The organism is Rhodopseudomonas palustris, from assembly GCF_007005445.1.
Classification (GTDB): domain Bacteria; phylum Pseudomonadota; class Alphaproteobacteria; order Rhizobiales; family Xanthobacteraceae; genus Rhodopseudomonas; species Rhodopseudomonas palustris_G.
The window spans coordinates 4,948,686-4,963,490 of the sequence record NZ_CP041387.1; the positions used below are offsets into that span (position 1 = coordinate 4,948,686).

Sequence of the window (14,805 nt, forward strand, 5' to 3'; positions counted from 1 at the left end):
CGGGATTTCGGGTTCGCGCCTCGCAGTGCGCCCGGAATGAACCGAGGGGATGATTAGTTCGCCAGCATCTTGCGGAGCTCTGCTTTCGCCACCTTCTCCAGCGTCGAGCGCGGCATGTCGTCGACCAATCGGACCTCGCGCGGTCGCTTGAAGTCCGCGAGGGCCGCGGTGCAGGCCGCCGTGATGCGGTCGGCGAAATCCGGCGGCGCAGCGGCGACGCCGCCTTGCGGGATCACGAATACCACCGGCACCTCGTCGAGCATCGGGTGCTTCTTGGCCACGACGGCCGCTTCACGCACGCCCGGCACGGTGATTACCACCTGCTCGATCTCCGAGGCCGCGACGTTCTCGCCGCCGACCTTCAGCATGTCCTTGGCGCGATCGCCGAACCGGATCGCGCCGTGCTCCAGCAGCGTGACGCGGTCGCCGGTGATGAAGTAGCCGTGCTCGTCGAAGCTGTCGCGCGTCGCCGTCTCGTTGTGGAGATACTCCTTGAACAGCGACAGCCCCGGTTCGCCTTTGATCAGCAGATTGCCGGTGTCGCCGACCTTGGTCGGGGCGCCGTCGTCGCCGACGATGCGAATCGTGTATTCGGGTGCGGCGCGACCGATCGACATCGGTGTGTTGGGCTGGTCGACCTCGGCGATGATGCCGTGGGTGATCGTTTCGGTCATGCCCCACCAGCCGATGATCTTGATGCCGAATCCGGCGAACGGCGGTGGTTCCGCCACCGCGGTGCCCCACAGCCGGAAGTCGTGCGTCTTCGGCATTTCGTGCTCGAGCAGCGCCTTCATGCAGAACGGGATGGTCGATAGCCAGGTGCAGCGGTGTGCGGTCGCCACGCTCCAGAATCGGCTCGCCGAAAATCGTGGCTGCACCACGCAGCTCCCGCCGACCCACAGGCTTGCGAGCATCGAATAGGCCAGCGCATTGGTATGGAACAGCGGCAGGTAAGCGAGATGGACGTCGCTGGCGCGCAGGGTCTGGTGCGCGGCGTTGATCTTGGCGCCCCACAGTGCATTGGCGTGAGTCCACAGCACCGCCTTCGGACGCGAGGTGGTGCCCGAGGTGTACTGCACGCTGCACGGTGCTGAGGGATCGGTCGGGCGGCGCGGCCGGTCGGCGCTGTCGCCGAACAGGCTGTCGAACGAATCCGCCCTGGCGACCGGCTGTGCAGGGATTGCGGTGCCCGGATCGTGTCCGATCACCGCGATCCATTTCAGTCGCGTGCAGTTGTCGGCGACGAGCGCCGCATAGGCCGGCTGGGTGATCGCGGCGACGGCGCCGCAATGGTCGGCGAAGTAAGCGATCTCGGCTGCTGCCGAGCGGGTGTTGGTGGTCACCGCCAGCGCGCCGAGTTCGACGCAGGCGAACCAGCTCAGCAGAAACTCCGGGCAATTGTCGAGGTGGATCAGCACCGCGTCGCCGGGCTTGATCCCGCGCGCTGCGAGGCCGGCCGCCAGGGCCCCGACCCGGTCATGGAATTCTCCGTAACTCCACGCCCGCGCTGGTGCGTCGAACGGAGCCCAGATGATGAACGGATGGTCGGGGCGAGTCTGAGCCTGGAGCCGCAGCAGCCACGGCACGTCCATGCCGGCGAACGGCCCCACGAGGCCGGGTGGGGTGGTTGGGTGTGGCATTGTTCTCCCCCTGCTGCGCATGTTGCGCGGTTGCGCGCTTTCCGGTCGGCGGCAATCGGCCGCGGCGGTGCGCACTTCGTTGTTGTCGAGGTAACCTTGTGCCACCGCCGGCGTCATCGTGCAATTCGGGGGGGCACGGCTGCGACAAAGCATCGGGGGCCGATGCCGGAACGTTCGCCGCATCGCACCGTTGGCTGCACATGTCGAGACGATGACATGTCAACAGCAAGGGAGATCCACGATGAAGTCTTTGGCTCTGGCGGCCGTCGCGATCGGCGCCCTCGGCGCAGCACAGGTGATGACGGCGCAGCCCGCGGCGGCACAGGTCGAATATCCCTACTGCAAGCAGGGTGCACAGCAGGGCTATCCCGGCAACTGCAGCTTCGTCAGCTTCCAGTCCTGCCGCTTCTCGGCGCAAGGCACCGGCGGTAATTGCGTGATGAACCCGCGGTACAACGCCTGGGGCGGCGGCTATGGCAGCGGCTTCGGCGACGCCTATGGCTACGCGCCGTCCGACGGCATGGCCGACTACTGATCGGCGCCGGCGAGTCGTGCGGGATCAGCCGCCGCGCTCCTTGCGGCTGTAGTTCGAAAAGTGCCCCTCGCGCGCAGCCTGCGCGCGAGCGGCGCTGATCAGGCCTTTGCTCCTGCCGGGGGGCGCCGGGCGGGAAATCGTCCGCTCCATGTTGCGGGCGCCGCAGTGCGGGCAGCGCGGCTTGTCGGAGAACCCGACCAGCAGCTCGCTGTCTTTGTCGCAGTTCCCACAATGAAATCCATAAAGCGGCATAGTGCGGCGCCTCCTGCTGGTCTGGCATGCCGGCTTTGCAAGAATCGGACCATTCGCCCGGTGGCCGCGCCCCCAGCGGACTTACCGCTGCACGCCCCCCATCAGGGCCAACAGCGCGGCACCGTAAATCTCCAGCTTCTTGTCGCCGATTCCCGGGATCCCGCGCAGTTCGTCGAGCGTGCGCGGCCGCACTGCCGCGATGCCATCCATGGTGGCGTCGTGCAGCACCACATAGGCCGGGACCCCGCGGGCCTTCGCCACTTCGGAGCGCCACGCCTTCAGCGCCGCGAACAGCTCCGGATCGCCGCTGGTTTCGCGCGGCGCCGCACCGAGCAGATCGCCGCGGCGGGATCTGGCCCGCGGCGGTCGCCCGCCGGTCTGTTCGCGCAGCATCACCTGGGCTTCGCCCTTCAGCACCGCACGCGAGGTCTCGGTCAGCTTCAACGCGCCGAATGCCTCGCTGTCCGGCGCGAGGTGGCCGAGCGACACCAGTTGGCGGATCACCGCGCGCCATTGCTTCTCATTGAATTCGCCGCCGATGCCGAACACCGACAGCCTGTCGTGGCCGAACTGGCCGACCCGTTCGGTCAGCCGGCCGAGCAGCACGTCGATCAGGTGCTGTGCGCCGAACCGCTGCCCGGTGCGATAGGCGCAGGACAACAGCTTCTGTGCCGGCACGGTGCCGTCGATCACCTTCGGCGGGGTGAGGCAGTTGTCGCAATTGCCGCAGCTCTCGTGCTGCGCCGTCTCGCCGAAATAGCCGAGCAGCCGGGTGCGGCGGCAGCCGGTGGATTCGCACAGGCCGACCAGCGCATCGAGCTTGCCCATCGAGACCCGCTTGAATGCGTCGGAGCCGCTGCTCTCGTCGATCATCCGGCGCTGCTGGACGATGTCGCTGAGCCCGTAAGCCATCCACGCCTCGGACGGCTTGCCGTCGCGGCCGGCGCGCCCGGTCTCCTGGTAGTACGCCTCGATGCTCTTGGGCAGATCGAGATGCGCGACGAACCGCACGTCCGGCTTGTCGATGCCCATGCCGAACGCGATCGTGGCCACGATCACGATGCCGTCCTCGTTGAGGAAGCGATCCTGATTGCGCGCGCGCACGTCCGGCGGCAGGCCGGCGTGATACGGCAGCGCGGTGAGGCCGGACTTGCTCAGCGTCTCGGCAATGTCCTCGACCTTGGCGCGCGACAGGCAATACACCACGCCTGAATGGCCGCGATGCCGATCGTCGATGAACGCCTTGAGCTGGGCCGGCGCGTTCTGCTTGTCGACGATGCTGTAGCGGATGTTGGGCCGGTCGAAGCTGGAGACGAAGCACGGGGCGTCGGTCAGCGCCAGCCGCTCGGCGATCTCGCGGCGGGTCAACGCATCGGCGGTCGCGGTCAGCGCGATCCGCGGAACATTCGGAAATTTCTCGGCGATCGCCGAGAGGCCGACATATTCGGGCCGGAAGTCGTGGCCCCATTGCGACACGCAATGCGCCTCGTCGATCGCGAACAGCGCGATCTTCGCCCGCGCCAGCAGGCCGAGGCAGCGCGGCGTCAACAGTCGTTCGGGGGCGACATAGAGCAGGTCGAGTTCGCCTTTCAGCAATTGCTGCTCGATGGCGCTCGCTTCGTCGTAGGACAGCGTCGAGTTCAGTGCGGCGGCGCGCACCCCGCTTTCCAGCAGGCCGGCGACCTGATCGCGCATCAGCGCGATCAGCGGCGACACCACCACGCCGCAGCCGTCGCGCAGCAGCGCTGGCAACTGATAGCACAGCGACTTGCCGCCGCCGGTCGGCATCAGCACCAGCGCGTCGCCGCCATCGGCGACGTGGCGCACGATCGCCTCCTGCTGGCCGCGGAACGACGACAGGCCGAACACATGGTTCAGCGTCGACAGCATCCTGGCGTCGAGGTCGTCGTCGGTTTCGCGAGGCGCGGAGCGGGTCATGCGAGCGGGCGGGGGAGCAGGGACATGCGATGCGTATACCCCACCGTGACCGATTCGGCTCATGAACCACTGTCATTCCGGGGCGCCGCGCAGCGGCGAACCCGGAATCTCGCTGTGCAAGGGCAAAGAGGTGCCCCACAATTTCGGGATTCCGGGTTCGCAGGCTACGCCTGCGCCCCGGAATGACGGCCTGAGATCGAGGATGTCTGGTGGGCGCGGCGTTCTTCAAACGAGGAGGGTCGCGCCGCTCCGCCTCACACGATCCGGCTGTTCTTGTTGCCCCAATATTTGTCGCGCAGCAGGCGCTTGTAGAGTTTGCCGGTGGGCAGGCGCGGCATTTCGTCGGTGAAATCGATCGAGCGCGGCACCTTCTGGCGCGACAGCGACTGGGCGCAGAACGCCAGCAGTTCCTGCTCCAGCTCGGCACCGGCGGCGACGCCCTCGACCGGCTGCACCACCGCTTTCACCTCTTCGCCGAGATCCTCGTTCGGCACGCCGAACACTGCGGCGTCCGCCACCTTGGGATGGGTGATCAAGAGGTTCTCGCACTCCTGCGGATAGATGTTCACGCCGCCGGAGATGATCATGAAGGTGGCGCGATCGGTGAGGTGCAGATAGCCGTCGTCGTCGACATAGCCGACATCGCCGACCGTGCTCATGCTGCCGTCGTCGGAGCGGGCCTCCTGGGTCTTCTTCGGATCGTTGAAATATTCGAACGGCGTCGCGGTCTTGAACCAGATCTGGCCGGGCGTGCCTTTCGGGCACGGCTTCATGCCGTCGTCGAGAATGTGCAGGTCGCCGAACATCACCTTGCCGACGGTGCCGCGATGCGCCAGCCATTCGGCGCTGTTGCAGGCGGTGAAGCCGAGGCCTTCGGTGGCGCCGTAATATTCGTGGATGATCGGCCCCCACCATTCGATCATCTGTTCCTTGACCTGCGGCGGGCAGGGCGCCGCTGCGTGGATCGCGACCTCGAGGGTCGACAGGTCGTATTTCTTGCGGACCTCCTCGGGCAGCTTCAGCATCCGCGAGAACATCGTCGGCACGAGTTGGCTGTGCGTCACCTTGTACTTCTCGATCAGCGCCAGATACTGCTCCGGATCGAAATGCTCCATGATGATCACGGTGCCGCCGACCCGGATGGTGAGGCCGACCGCCGCCTGCGGCGCCGAGTGATACAGCGGCGCCGGCGACAGGTAGATCATGCCGTCGCGATACTTCCACAGCATGTTGAGGAAGTGGAACAGCGGCAGCGGTTCAGATGGCGGCTGCTCCGGCAGCGGCCGCAGGATGCCCTTCGGCCGGCCGGTGGTGCCGGACGAATACAGCATCGCGGTGCCGAGGCTTTCGTCGGCGATAGGCGTGTCCGGCAGATCCTTGGTCGCTTCGGCGAGCCCGACGATCCGCTCGCTCTCGCCGTCGCCGTCGACGACCACGCACAGCGTGACGTTGGAGCATTCCTTCAGCGCCTCGCGGGCAACGTCGAGCTTGGCTTTCGAGGTGACCAGCGCGCGGGATTCGCTATTGGTCAGGATGTAGGCGAGCTCGGCCGGCGTCAAATAGGAATTGACGCAGGTGTAGTAACAGCCGCTGCGCTCGCCGGCGCCGCATGCCTCGATGTAGCGATTGTTGTTCTCCATGAAGATCGAGTAGTGGTCGAGCCGTTGCAGGCCGTGATTGCGCAGCAGATGCGCCAGACGGTTGCTGCGGGCTTCGAGCTCCGCATAGCTCACGGTCTCGCCGGTCGAGGCCATGATGAAGGCGGGATGGTCGGGACGGGTCTTCGCGAACTGGCCGGGATACATTGTGCTCCTCGTTCCTCAGTGCCTATTCATCCGTCATTGCTTCGCTTCGCTCCTCGCAATGACGGCGATGGTGATGATCCTCACGCCGCCAGCTCCAGGATCTCGCGGACCTGCGCGGGGCCCTCGATCGGGCGCGGATTGCGCGGCACCCACGGCGTGCCCATCGCCTGGGTGGCGATCCGCTCGAAATGCTCGGGGCCGACATTCACGTCCTGCAACGATCGCGGCATACCGAGCACGCGGATCAGCGCGTCGAGCACGTCGCCGGCGTCTTGGCCGGGGTGGCCCATCGCGGCCGAGACCAGCGCCTGACGGTCGCGGTTGGCGATCCTGTTCCAGCGCATCACTGCGGGCAGCATGATGCAGGAGGTGTGGCCGTGCGGCACATCGAACACCGCGCCGAGCACGTAGCCGATGCCGTGGCTGGCGCCCATCGGCACGCCCGACGACAGTGCCCCCATCGACAGCCAGGCGCCGATCTGACAGTCGAGCCGGGCGTCGAGATCGGTCGGTTCGGCCTTCACCCGCGGCAGCCCCGTCGCCAGCATCGCAAGGCCGCGCAGCGCCTGGGCGTCGCCATAGGGGTGGGCTTCGCGCGAGCAGATCGCTTCGACGCAGTGATCGACGGCGCGGATGCCGGTCGACAGAAACAGCCATTCCGGCGTGTGCAGGGTGATGGCCGGATCGAGGATCGCGGCGCGCGGCATCGTCAGCGGATGCGCCAGCTTCTCCTTGACCCTGGTGGTTTCGTTGGTGACGCCGGCGAACGCGCTGAACTCGCCGCCGGAGATCGTGGTGGGCACGCTGATCTGCCGCACGGTCGGGGCGATCGGCGCGGTGACGTTGCGGACGCGGTCGATGTCGGCGGTGCTGGTGATGTCGTTGGCGAGGAAGATCTGCACCGCCTTGGCGCCGTCGGTGATCGAGCCGCCGCCGACGGTCACGATGATGTCGGCCTGGACGGTGCGGGCCTGTCCGGCGGCGGCGATTACCGCGCTGCGCGGCGTGTGCGCCGGCATCGCGTCGAACACCCCGGCACAGCGGCTGCCGAGCGCATCCCTGATCTTTGCGATTTCGTCGGTGGTGCGGCTCAGCGTGCCCGACACCATCAGCAGCGCGCGCTGCGCGCCGATCCGGTCGAGCTGTTCGGTGACAGCGGTCGCAGCCGGCTGGCCGTAGACGACCTCCTCCATGGCGCCGAACACGACGCGTCCAGTCATCACGTTGTTTCACTCCCGGTTGGCCGCTTTTGCGTGGCCTTAGCGATGATCCTAATCCGATCGTCGTAGGTTCGGGAACAGGAAAATTCGTCGCGGCGGCGATCAGTCGGCGTCCGATGTCGTGGCCGCCGGCGCGGTAAGATAAGACGTTTGGCTGATCCGCCCCCGAAGGGGGTTGTCGCTGCCCCGCCCGCATGTTGAATGCGGCGGCAGATTTTGTTGTGACGCGTTTTCTTCACGCGAACCGGTGACCATCTCGCGCGAAAACGCTGTCGTCGGGGAGACAATCCATGACTAAGGCCGTGCTCGGCATTATCGGCGGCTCCGGAATCTACGATTTACCGGGGCTGGAGGACGTCCGCGAGGAAGCGATCGCGAGCCCGTGGGGCGAGCCGTCCTCCGCGGTGCGGCGCGGCAATATCGCAGGTCTGCCGATCGTGTTCATGCCGCGCCACGACAAGGGGCATCGGCTGTCGCCCTCCGACATCAACTACCGCGCCAATATCGACGTGCTGAAGCGCGCCGGGGTCACCGACCTGATCTCGCTGTCGGCCTGCGGCTCGTTCAAGGAAGAGCTGCCGCCCGGCACCTTCGTTCTGGTCGATCAGTTCGTCGACCGCACCTACAAGCGCGAAAGCTCGTTCTTCGGTAAAGGCTGCGTCGCCCACGTCTCGATGGCGCATCCGGTTTCGCCGCGGCTCCGCATCCACCTCGCCGCGGCCGCCGAGGCTGAGGGCATTTCGGTGGCACGCGGCGGTACCTACCTGTGCATGGAAGGGCCGCAGTTCTCCAGCTATGCGGAGAGTATGACCTACAAGCAGCTCGGCTATTCGGTGATCGGCATGACCAACATGCCGGAGGCCAAGCTCGCCCGTGAGGCGGAAATTTGCTACGCGACGGTGGCGATGGTCACCGATTTCGACTGCTGGCACCCGGACCACGACGCGGTGACGGTGCAGGACATCGTCCGCGTTCTGACCTCCAATGCCGAGAAGGCCAAGAGCCTGGTGGCGCGGCTGGCACAGGACTTCCCGCGCGAGCACGAGGAGTGCCCGATCGGCTCCGACCGCGCCCTCGATGCCGCCTTCATCACCGCCCCCGAAGCGCGCGATCCGGAACTGCTGAAGAAACTCGACGCGGTGGCCGGGCGGGTTTTGAAGGCGTAAACCTCGTCATTGCGAGGAGCGGAAGCGACGAAGCAATCCAGTGCTTGGCGTGTGGACTTCTGGACTGCTTCGCTTCGTTCGCAATGACCGATTCGATCTCAGCGAGGCACCATGAAAGTCGACGGCAAGCATACCCGTACGATCTGGCTCGAAGCCGATGGCTGGACCGTCGGCACCATCGATCAGCGCCGGCTGCCGCACGACTACGTCGTGGTGAAGCTGACCAGCTCCGATGAGGCGGCAGATGCGATCCGCACCATGCTGGTGCGCGGCGCGCCGCTGATCGGCGCGACCGCAGCCTACGGCATGGCGCTGGCAATGCGTGAGGATGCCTCCGACGCCGGGCTCGAAGCCGCCTATCGGAAGCTGGTCGCGACCAGGCCGACCGCCATCAATCTGAAATGGGCGCTCGACGAGATGCGCCGTGCGCTCGCCCCGGTGCCGCCGGTGGACCGCGTCGCGGCGGCCTATTGGCGCGCCGGCGAGATTGCCGATGAAGACGTCGCGATCAATCAGGCGATCGGCGCCAGCGGCCTGAAGCTGATCGAAGCGATTGCGGCGACCAAGAAGCCCGGCGAGCGCGTCAATGTGCTGACCCATTGCAACGCCGGCTGGCTCGCCACGGTGGATTGGGGCACCGCGACCGCGCCGATCTATCAGGCGTTTGATGCCGGCATCCCGATCCATGTGTACGCCGACGAGACGAGGCCGCGGAACCAGGGCGCCTCGCTCACCGCCTGGGAGCTCGGCCATCACGGCGTCGATCACACCGTGATTCCGGACAATACCGGCGGCCATCTGATGCAGCACGGCCTGGTCGACATCGTCATCGTCGGCACCGACCGCGTTACCGCCGACGGCGACGTCTGCAACAAGATCGGTACCTATCTGAAGGCGCTGGCGGCGGCCGACAACAAGGTGCCATTCTACGTCGCGCTGCCATCGCCGACGATCGACTTCACCATCCACGACGGCGTGAAGGAAATCCCGATCGAGCAGCGCGAAGCCGCGGAGGTCACCGACATGACCGGCCGTACCAGCGATGGCCGGATCGAAACGGTGCGCATCGTGCCGCAGAGCTCCAAGGTCGCCAATTACGGCTTCGACGTCACCCCGGCACGCCTCGTTACCGGCCTGATCACCGAGCGCGGCGTGCTGAAAGCCGATCGCGCCGCGCTGGCCGCGGCCTTTCCGGAGCGGGTGGCCCAGGCCAAGGAACTCCTGCGCGCGTCCTGAGTTCGTTTGGCAGCGGCGGTTCGGCCGCTGAGCACGGCATCGGCGGTATTGCTGAGTCGAAACAGCGTGTCGCGCGGCCGATCGCCGCGTAACCCCTGTGGAAACGCTCTCGCGCTCGCCACCTTTGTAGCTATGCTGGATTCGCGCCGGAGCCGAGCCGCGCGCCCCCCAAGGACTCGCATCATGACCGATCAATCCAGGCCGCCGGAGCGGCCGCGCTATGAGCCGGAGATCATTCCGCCCGGACAGACCCATGATCCGATGGGGACGCGGATTTTCATCGACCAGAACACCACCGAGCACGTCTTTGTCGGCAAGGTCGGTCCGCTCGGCCTGTTCCTGATGGCGCTGGCGATCGGCGCGGTGATTGCCGTGGTTCTGGTGTTGCTGCTCGGGGCGTTTCTGCTGTGGATCCCGGTGGTCGGCCTGCTGATCGCGGCCGGCCTGGTCGCAGGGGTGCTGCGGCCGCTGTTTTCGCGCGGCAACGGATAGCGCGCCCGGATTGATCGTTGTCAGCGAGCCGTCAGCGGGCCTGGCGCAGACTTCGCGCTGTTGGAGCTGGCCGGTCGGAGAGCGATGGCACGCATTGTTATCGTCTGGTTCGGGCTGGTCGCCGCCGCCGTGCTGATGTCGGCCGCGCCCGTCGCGGCGCACGACCACGATCATCATCACCACGACCGCCGCCAAGATCATGACGAAGCCCGCCTCGCCGTCGAGCGTGGCGAAATCCGCCCGCTGGCCGAGTTGCTCGGCATGATTCGCGGCAAACTCCCCGGCGAGATCACCGGCGTCGAGATCGAGCGGCGCCACGATCAATGGCTGTACGAATTCGTGGTGGTCGACAAGCGGGGCCGGCTGTACGAGGTCTATGTCGATGGGCGCAGTGGCGAGATCCGTCGCACCAAGGAGAAATGATGCGGGTGCTGGTGGTCGAGGACGACAGCCGGATCGCGTCGGAGCTGGGGCGCGGCCTCGGCGAGGCCGGCTACCTCGCTGAAATCGTCGGCGACGGCGAGGAGGCGTGGTTTCGCGGTGACACCGAGGACTATGCCGCCATCATCCTCGACCTCGGCCTGCCGGGCCTCGACGGCCTCACCATCCTGAAGCGCTGGCGCGACAACGGACGCCTCACCCCGGTGCTGATCCTCACCGCGCGCGGAAGCTGGGCCGAACGGGTCGACGGCATCGATGCCGGTGCCGACGATTACCTGCCGAAGCCTTTCCAGATGGAGGAGCTGCTGGCGCGGCTGCGCTCGATCGTGCGGCGGTCGGCCGGCCACGCGTCGTCGGTCGTCAGCATCGGCGATGTCACGCTCGACGAGCGCCAGATGCAGGTCAGCGTCCGCGGCAAGCCGGTGGCGCTGTCGCCACTGGAGTACCGGCTCGCATCCTACCTGGTGCTGCATCGCGGCCGGGTGGTGTCGCAGTTCGAGCTGGCCGAGAACATCTACGGCCAGGACGACGCCCACGATTCCAACGCCATCGAGGTGCTGGTGGGCCGCGTTCGCCGCAAGATCGGGGTCGACCTGATCGAGACCCGTCGCGGCTTCGGCTACATCGTGGCGGACGAGCGTTCATGAGGCACAGCTCGCTGCGGCTGCGGCTGATCGCCGGCGGTGCCGCGGCGATCCTGATCGCGCTCAGCGTCGCCGGCTTGGCGCTGACATTCCTGTTCGAGCGCCACGTCACCCGCACCATCGCGGACGATCTGGAAGTGTCGCTGAAGCAATTGATCGCCGGTGTCGAGGCCGGGCCCGACGGCCGGCTTGCGGTGGTGCAACCGCCGACCGATCCGCGGTTTTCCGAACCGCTGTCGGGGCTGTACTGGCAGGTCGGCGACGACGGCGATCAGCTCGTGCGCTCGCGCTCGCTATGGGACGACCGGCTGACGGTGCCGATCGATCAGCCCGGGCCCGCCGAGGTGCATCATCACGACATCGCCGGGCCGTTCGGGGCCCGGCTGTCGATCGTCGAACGACGGGTTCTGCTCACTGTTGCCGGCAAGAGCGTTCCGATTCGCGCCGCCGTGGCGGTCGACCTGACGCGGGTCGAGGCAGCCGGTCAGGCTTTCGCACGGGATCTGGTGGTCGCGCTTGGACTCCTCGGGGTGGTCCTCGCTGTCGCGACTTCCGTGCAGGTGATGCTGGGGCTGCGGCCTCTCGTGGCCTTGCGCCGTGACGTCGCTGCGATCCGCTCCGGCCGCAGCCGCCGTCTGCCAGAGGCGGTGCCGGACGAGGTGAGGCCGCTGGTGGAGGAGGTCAACGCGCTGCTGGACGCGCAGGCGCGCGAGATCGAACGCTCCCGCGACCGCGCCGCCGATCTGGCCCACGGCCTGAAGACGCCGCTCGCGGCGCTCGCCGGCGATGCGGCGCGGCTGCGCGAGCGCGGCGAGGACAAGCTCGCCCGCGACATCGAGGCGGTCGGCGCGGCGATGAGCCGGCACGTCGACCGCGAGCTGGCGCGGGCCAGGCTGCGCGGCGCCGCCCGGCGCGGCGAAAGCGTCGCGGTGGAACTGCTGCCGTTGGTAAGATCGCTGGTGACGATCCAGTCGCGCACGCCCGCGGGCCGTTCGATCGCCTACGGAATCGAGGTCGCCGACTATGTGGCGGTGCCGATCGAGCGCACCGACCTCGCCGAGGTGCTCGGCAATCTGCTCGACAATGCCACTCGCCACGGCAAGTCGCTGGTTCGGATCGGTACCGCCTGCGATGCCGACGAGTTCTGCATCGTGATCGAGGACGATGGCGAGGGCTTGGATGAAGCGGCGCGCACCGAGGTGCTGTCGCGCGGCATCCGGCTCGACCAGCGCGGCGAGGGCGCAGGGCTGGGGCTGGCGATCGTCCAGGACGTGCTCGACGCCTATGGCTGGAGCCTGCGGCTGTCGCGTTCCGAGCTTGGCGGCCTCAAGGCCTGTTGCTGCGCCGCGGTGGCCTCGGCCGGGCCGGGCCGGTTCTGAACCGGCGCCGCCACCTTGCCATCGCCCGGCCGCGCGCTATATCCCGGCTTTCCCTCACATTCCTTCTGCAGGACCAGCGACATTCGCCATGACCATGACTGATACCGCCAGCGAGACGAAGCCGTTCCAGGCCGAAGTTGCCGAGCTTTTGAACCTGATGGTGCACTCGGTCTATTCAGAGACCGATATCTTCCTGCGCGAGCTGATCTCCAACGCCTCCGACGCGCTCGACAAGCTGCGCTACGAGTCGATCGCAAAGCCCGAGCTGATGGAGAAGGGCGGCGAACCGAACATCCGGATCATTCCGAAGAAGGCGCCCGACACCCTGACGATCGTCGACAACGGCATCGGCATGGATCGCCAGGAGCTGATCGACAACCTCGGCACCATCGCCAAGTCCGGCACCAAATCGTTCATTTCCAAGCTCACCGAATCCAAGGACAGCGCCGGCCTGATCGGCCAGTTCGGCGTCGGCTTCTATGCCGCCTTCATGGTGGCGGACAAGATCACCGTCACCAGCCGCCGCGCCGGATCGGACGACGTCTGGACTTGGACGTCCGCGGGCGGCGCCGGGTTCGAGATCGGCCGGGCCTCCGACGAGGATGCGGCGCGGATCGAGCGCGGCACCGAGATCGTGCTGCATCTGAAGCCCGACGCCTCGAAATATCTCGAAGACTGGCAGATCGAGCGGATCGTCACCGAATACTCCGACAACATCCAGTTCCCGATTCTGTTGGTGCCGGAGGAAGGCGAGCCGCGCCAGATCAATTCGGCCAGCGCGCTTTGGCAGCGCTCGAAGTCGGAGCTGAGCGAGGACGATTACAAGCAGGCCTACAAGCAGATCGCGGGCGCGTTCGACGAGCCGGCGATGACGCTGCATTATCGCGCCGAGGGCCGGCAGTCCTATGCGGTGCTGCTATTCGCGCCGTCGACCAAGCCGTTCGACCTGTTCGAGCCGGAGCGCAAGGGCAGGATCAAGCTCTACGTCCGCCGCGTCTTCATCACCTCGGAAGCCGAGATGCTGCCGCCCTATCTGCGCTTCCTGCGCGGGGTGATCGATTCGGAGGATCTGCCGCTCAATCTGTCGCGCGAGATGCTGCAGAAGAATCCGCAGCTCGCGCAGATCCGCAGTGCGGTGACCGGCAAGGTGATCGGCGAGCTGGAAAGCCTCGCCGACAAGAAGCCGGAGGACTTCGCCAAGATCTGGGACGCGTTCGGGCCGGTGCTGAAGGAAGGCCTGTACGAGGACTTCGAGCGCCGCGAGAAGCTGCTGTCGCTGGCCCGCTTCACCACCACGGCCGGCGAGAAGCGGTCGCTGAAGCAGTATGTCGAGGCGATGAAGGAGAACCAGACCGAGATCTATTATCTGGTCGGCGACTCGCTCGAGCGGTTGAAATCCAACCCGAAGCTGGAATCCGCCGCGGCGCGGGGCGTCGAAGTGCTGCTGCTGACCGATCCGGTCGATGCGTTCTGGACCTCGGCGCAGCTCGATTTCGGCGGCAAGCCGCTGAAGTCGCTGAGCCAGGGCGACGTCAATTTCGATCTGATTCCGAAGCTCGATCAGGACCAGGACAAGGACGGCAGCGACGACACCAAGGCCGACGAGGCGACCGTGATCGCGGTGATCAAGGACGCGCTCGGCGATCGCGTCTCCGACGTCAAGGCGTCGCAGCGGCTGACGTCCAGCGCCTCCTGTCTGGTCGCGGGCGGCATGGGGCCGGACCGCGAACTCGAGAAGATGCTGGCGCGCGCCAACAAGGGCGCCGCCACCAAGCCGGTGCTCGAAATCAATCTGAAGCATCCGCTGGTTGCGGCGCTCGGTAGGGCCAAGGACGACAAGGCCGAAGCGGCCGATCTGTCGTTCCTGCTGCTGGAGCAGGCGCAGATTCTCGACGGTGAACTGCCCGAAGACCCCGCCGCCTTCGCCGGCCGGCTCAACCGGCTGGTGCTGCGCGGCGTGGTTGCGCATGGTTAGCGGCTAGCTAACAAACACGGTTACCGTTTTTTTAATCCATGGCGCGCATTCTGCTCGGCATCGTTGTGCCGAGCAGAGTGTG

At 66.7% G+C, this 14,805-nt stretch carries 13 protein-coding genes; 8 read left to right on the top strand and 5 right to left on the bottom strand.

The features are described 5' to 3' along the window. Window positions 1-53 precede the first annotated feature (53 nt). On the bottom strand, window positions 54-1,640 hold the full coding sequence (locus FLL57_RS22810) for an AMP-binding protein (RefSeq protein WP_142884089.1): 1,587 nt from the start codon (window positions 1,638-1,640) through the stop codon (window positions 54-56). 241 nt (window positions 1,641-1,881) lie between these two features. Between FLL57_RS22810 and FLL57_RS22815 the strand changes: the two genes are divergently transcribed. Next, a complete protein-coding gene (locus FLL57_RS22815) occupies window positions 1,882-2,175 on the top strand; it encodes a DUF3551 domain-containing protein (protein ID WP_142884090.1) in 294 nt (97 codons plus the stop codon). Window positions 2,176-2,199: 24 nt separating this feature from the next. On the opposite strand, the gene FLL57_RS22820 is transcribed toward FLL57_RS22815, so the two are convergent. The 4 genes from FLL57_RS22820 to FLL57_RS22835 all read right to left on the bottom strand — a co-directional run bounded on the left by FLL57_RS22820 (window position 2,200) and on the right by FLL57_RS22835 (window position 7,393). Next, window positions 2,200-2,427: an FmdB family zinc ribbon protein gene (locus FLL57_RS22820; RefSeq protein WP_142884091.1), complete on the bottom strand. Its 228-nt coding sequence runs from the start codon at window positions 2,425-2,427 to the stop codon at window positions 2,200-2,202. An 81-nt stretch (window positions 2,428-2,508) separates the two neighbouring features. Further along, window positions 2,509-4,365, bottom strand: a complete 1,857-nt coding sequence (gene recQ / locus FLL57_RS22825) for a DNA helicase RecQ (RefSeq protein WP_142884092.1) — start codon at window positions 4,363-4,365, stop codon at window positions 2,509-2,511. Window positions 4,366-4,619: 254 nt separating this feature from the next. Continuing rightward, window positions 4,620-6,170 (bottom strand): AMP-binding protein, encoded by a 1,551-nt coding sequence (locus FLL57_RS22830; protein ID WP_142884093.1) that lies wholly within the window; start codon window positions 6,168-6,170, stop codon window positions 4,620-4,622. An 80-nt stretch (window positions 6,171-6,250) separates the two neighbouring features. Next, entirely contained in the window at window positions 6,251-7,393 is a 1,143-nt protein-coding gene (locus FLL57_RS22835; RefSeq protein ID WP_185966171.1) for an iron-containing alcohol dehydrogenase, read from the bottom strand. Between the two features lie 287 nt (window positions 7,394-7,680). Here FLL57_RS22835 and FLL57_RS22840 point away from each other — a divergent pair, with 287 nt between their 5' ends. From FLL57_RS22840 to htpG, 7 genes are all read left to right on the top strand, one after another. After that, on the top strand, window positions 7,681-8,556 hold the full coding sequence (locus FLL57_RS22840; protein WP_047309331.1) for an S-methyl-5'-thioadenosine phosphorylase: 876 nt from the start codon (window positions 7,681-7,683) through the stop codon (window positions 8,554-8,556). Window positions 8,557-8,667: 111 nt separating this feature from the next. After that, window positions 8,668-9,792, top strand: a complete 1,125-nt coding sequence (mtnA, locus tag FLL57_RS22845; protein ID WP_142884095.1) for an S-methyl-5-thioribose-1-phosphate isomerase — start codon at window positions 8,668-8,670, stop codon at window positions 9,790-9,792. A 183-nt stretch (window positions 9,793-9,975) separates the two neighbouring features. After that, window positions 9,976-10,284 (top strand): hypothetical protein, encoded by a 309-nt coding sequence (locus FLL57_RS22850; RefSeq protein WP_013504637.1) that lies wholly within the window; start codon window positions 9,976-9,978, stop codon window positions 10,282-10,284. Window positions 10,285-10,419: 135 nt separating this feature from the next. After that, the gene (locus FLL57_RS22855; RefSeq protein ID WP_433962624.1) at window positions 10,420-10,707 is read left to right on the top strand and encodes a PepSY domain-containing protein; all 288 of its coding nucleotides are present in this window, start codon (window positions 10,420-10,422) and stop codon (window positions 10,705-10,707) included. After that, complete coding sequence (locus FLL57_RS22860; RefSeq protein ID WP_013504635.1) at window positions 10,707-11,372, top strand: response regulator transcription factor; 666 nt, start codon at window positions 10,707-10,709, stop codon at window positions 11,370-11,372. The genes FLL57_RS22855 and FLL57_RS22860 overlap by 1 nt, the downstream gene beginning before the upstream one ends. Further along, the gene (locus tag FLL57_RS22865) at window positions 11,369-12,748 is read left to right on the top strand and encodes a sensor histidine kinase (protein ID WP_013504634.1); all 1,380 of its coding nucleotides are present in this window, start codon (window positions 11,369-11,371) and stop codon (window positions 12,746-12,748) included. The genes FLL57_RS22860 and FLL57_RS22865 overlap by 4 nt, the downstream gene beginning before the upstream one ends. 88 nt (window positions 12,749-12,836) lie before the next feature. Further along, window positions 12,837-14,723 (top strand): molecular chaperone HtpG, encoded by a 1,887-nt coding sequence (gene htpG, locus FLL57_RS22870; RefSeq protein WP_013504633.1) that lies wholly within the window; start codon window positions 12,837-12,839, stop codon window positions 14,721-14,723. Window positions 14,724-14,805: the final 82 nt, after the last annotated feature.

Coding starts and splice junctions, on each gene's coding strand:
- FLL57_RS22820 (WP_142884091.1), bottom strand. CDS start 2,427: ATGCCGCTTTATGGATTTCATTGTGGGAACTGCGACAAAGACAGCGAG.
- FLL57_RS22840 (WP_047309331.1), top strand. CDS start 7,681: ATGACTAAGGCCGTGCTCGGCATTATCGGCGGCTCCGGAATCTACGAT.
- FLL57_RS22860 (WP_013504635.1), top strand. CDS start 10,707: ATGCGGGTGCTGGTGGTCGAGGACGACAGCCGGATCGCGTCGGAGCTG.
- htpG (WP_013504633.1), top strand. CDS start 12,837: ATGACCATGACTGATACCGCCAGCGAGACGAAGCCGTTCCAGGCCGAA.
- FLL57_RS22850 (WP_013504637.1), top strand. CDS start 9,976: ATGACCGATCAATCCAGGCCGCCGGAGCGGCCGCGCTATGAGCCGGAG.
- FLL57_RS22855 (WP_433962624.1), top strand. CDS start 10,420: ATGTCGGCCGCGCCCGTCGCGGCGCACGACCACGATCATCATCACCAC.
- FLL57_RS22815 (WP_142884090.1), top strand. CDS start 1,882: ATGAAGTCTTTGGCTCTGGCGGCCGTCGCGATCGGCGCCCTCGGCGCA.
- recQ (WP_142884092.1), bottom strand. CDS start 4,365: ATGACCCGCTCCGCGCCTCGCGAAACCGACGACGACCTCGACGCCAGG.
- FLL57_RS22865 (WP_013504634.1), top strand. CDS start 11,369: ATGAGGCACAGCTCGCTGCGGCTGCGGCTGATCGCCGGCGGTGCCGCG.
- mtnA (WP_142884095.1), top strand. CDS start 8,668: ATGAAAGTCGACGGCAAGCATACCCGTACGATCTGGCTCGAAGCCGAT.
- FLL57_RS22810 (WP_142884089.1), bottom strand. CDS start 1,640: ATGCCACACCCAACCACCCCACCCGGCCTCGTGGGGCCGTTCGCCGGC.
- FLL57_RS22830 (WP_142884093.1), bottom strand. CDS start 6,170: ATGTATCCCGGCCAGTTCGCGAAGACCCGTCCCGACCATCCCGCCTTC.